The following is a 2,822-nucleotide window of genomic DNA, read 5'->3' as shown; positions in this document are numbered from 1 at the left end:
CCCACCGGCTGGCCAGCTGCCTGGTTGAGGAGCGTTACCTGCGTGTGGTGCCGCAAGTAGGTTATTTGCTCGGGCCGAAACTGATCGAACTGGGTTTTCAGGCCCGTGACGAACTGCCGCTGGTGACCCTGGCGGTGCCGTACCTGGATGAACTGTCGGCGCTGACTGGCGACACCATCCACTTGGCGATTCGTGAATACGACGATGTGCTCTACCTGCACAAGAACCCCGGCCGCTACGGCCCGGAAATGCGCTCGCGAGTCGGCCATCGCATGCCGCTGGCGCGCACCGGTGTGGGCAAGGCAATGTTGCTGGATGACTCTGTGCAGGAGTGGCAGCGCCTGTATGAAGCCAGCCTGCCCGCCGAGGGCAAGAGCCAGCAATGGCCAGCGCACCCGGAGCAATCCTGGGCGCAGTTCGAGCAGCGCATGCGCGAATACGTGGAGGGTGGGTATGCGTTCGACCTGGAAGACAACGAACCGTCGATCCGTTGTGTGGCGGCACCGGTGCGCGATGCCAGCCGGCGAATCGTCGCCGGCATCAGCATCGCCAGTACCGTGCCCTACATGCCGCTGGAAAAGATGGCCGAGCTGATCCCTGTGATCAAACAGGTCGCAGCGCGGCTGTCAGCGGAGTTGGGCGCTAAGGCCTGATCAGGCCTTCAAGGTCGCCATGTCGATGACAAAGCGGTACTTCACATCGCCGGCGATCATGCGGGTGTAAGCCTCGTTGATCTGGCGGATATCGAGCATTTCAATGTCACAGGTGATGTTGTGCTCGGCGCAGAAATCCAGCACTTCCTGGGTTTCGGCAATGCCGCCGATCAACGAACCGGCCAGCACTTTACGGCCCAGCACCAGCTTGGCAGCGTTCACCGGTGGGTCGACCGGTTCGATCAAGCCAACCAGGATATGCACGCCGTCAAAGCGCAGCACGTCGAGGTAGGGGTTCAGGTCGTGTTGCACCGGAATGGTGTCCAGCAGGAAATCGAAGCTGCCGGCGGCGGCTTTCATCTGCTCGGCATCGGTGGACACGATGACATGGTCGGCACCCTGGCGACGGCCTTCTTCAGCCTTGCTCGCGGAGCGGGTGAACAGCGTAACTTCCGCGCCCATGGCCTTGGCGAACTTGATGCCCATGTGGCCCAGGCCGCCCATGCCCAGCACGCCGACTTTGTCGCCAGCCTTCACGCCGTAGTGCTTGAGTGGCGAGTAGGTGGTGATGCCTGCGCACAGAATCGGCGCGGCGCTGGCCAGGTCGAGCTTGGCCGGGATCTTCACCACAAAGTGCTCGCTGACCACGATGCTGTCGGAGTAGCCGCCCATGGTGTTGCTGCCATCCACCCGGTCCGGGGTGGCGTAGGTCATGGTCGGGCCTTCGAGGCAGTACTGCTCAAGGTCCGCATGGCAAGCGTCGCAGTGGCGGCACGAATCAACCATGCAGCCCACGCCCACCAGGTCGCCGACTTTGTGCGCGGTCACGCTGGCGCCGACGGCGGTGACTTTGCCGACGATCTCGTGGCCCGGCATCAGCGGGTACACGGCGATGCCCCACTCGTTGCGTGCCTGGTGGATGTCGGAGTGGCATACGCCGCAGTACAGAATCTCGATGGCCACATCGTCGGCGCGCGGGCTGCGGCGTTCGAAGGACATGGGGGCGAGGGGAGTGGTGGCCGACTGGGCGGCATAACCGATGGCGGTGTACATGCAGAAACCTCGCAAAAGGATTGACTAGGGAGGCGGCGTATTTTCCGCGCAGGGCCGGGATGCGGCCATGGCGATTGCTCCGAACCTCATGCCTATTCGTCCGGGAGTGCCCTGTGTTTGGATTCATGTGCGCTCAGACCTGCGATGATGCTCTTATCCCTTTTTAACGAAGTTTTTTGCCATGTTGTTGACCCGCCATCTCGATGCCAACGCCACGCTGGTAGCCTTGATTGAGGACCTGACGCCCTGTGACGGTTTCTCCCCGACGTACCTGCCCGGTGTGAAGGTATTGCGCGCCAGTTGCGACGTGGCACGCGGCCCGCAGATCTACGAACCGAGCCTGATGTTTGTGGCCCAGGGCAGCAAAGTCGCCTATCTGGGCCCACGCACACTGGAGTATGGCGCCGGGCACTACCTGATCCAGGCGATGCCGGTGCCGTTCGAATGCGAAACCTTTGCCCTGGCGCCCGACGCGCCGCTGTACGGGGTTACCGTGGGGATTGATCGCGTGGTGCTCGGCGAACTGGTCATGGCCATGGGCATGCAGGCCGGGCCGCCGCCGACGGCGCAGACATTGGAATCCATGAGCTCGGTGATGCTCGATGATGCAATGCGCGGCAGCGTCGAACGGCTATTGCAGTGCCTGCACGATCCGCTGGAAAGCCGGATCATGGGCCCGGCGCGGGTCCGGGAAGTGTTGTTTACCGCGTTACGCGGGCCACAGGCGGATGTGCTGCGTGCCTTGGTGGAACAACAAGGGCAATTCTCACGTATTGCCACCTCGTTGAATCACCTGCATGCCCATTACGCCGAGCCGCTGAACATTGAGACGTTGGCCGGGTATGCGCATATGAGTGCGTCGACCTTTCATGAGCACTTCAAGCGTTGCACGCTGCTGTCGCCGGTGCAGTATTTGAAGCGCTTGCGGTTGTTGAAGGCTCAGCAGTTGCTGCTGGTGGAAGGCTTGGGCGTGGCGCAGGCGGCGCACAACGTGGGGTATCAGAGTACGTCGCAGTTCAGTCGGGAATATAAGCGTTACTTCTTGCGCAACCCGGGTGAAGAGCGGGTCGCCTGACACAACGCGGTCAAAACTGTGGGAGCTGGCTTGCCTGCGAT

At 62.2% G+C, this 2,822-nt stretch carries 3 protein-coding genes; 2 read left to right on the top strand and 1 reads right to left on the bottom strand.

All coding sequences use genetic code 11. From position 1 onward, the window contains the following. On the top strand, positions 1-653 hold a 653-nt coding region (locus FEM54_RS29660), incomplete at its 5' end, for an IclR family transcriptional regulator (RefSeq protein ID WP_138453966.1). On the opposite strand, the gene FEM54_RS29655 is transcribed toward FEM54_RS29660, so the two are convergent. Continuing rightward, the gene (locus FEM54_RS29655; protein ID WP_017138342.1) at positions 654-1,706 is read right to left on the bottom strand and encodes an NAD(P)-dependent alcohol dehydrogenase; all 1,053 of its coding nucleotides are present in this window, start codon (positions 1,704-1,706) and stop codon (positions 654-656) included. 181 nt (positions 1,707-1,887) lie between these two features. Between FEM54_RS29655 and FEM54_RS29650 the strand changes: the two genes are divergently transcribed. Continuing rightward, entirely contained in the window at positions 1,888-2,781 is an 894-nt protein-coding gene (locus tag FEM54_RS29650; RefSeq protein WP_138453965.1) for an AraC family transcriptional regulator, read from the top strand. Positions 2,782-2,822 lie beyond the last annotated feature (41 nt).

The organism is Pseudomonas edaphica (assembly GCF_005863185.1).
GTDB lineage: Bacteria > Pseudomonadota > Gammaproteobacteria > Pseudomonadales > Pseudomonadaceae > Aquipseudomonas > Aquipseudomonas edaphica.
Note: the sequence above shows the minus strand (reverse complement) of the source record. Positions and strands in the feature narration are given on the sequence as shown.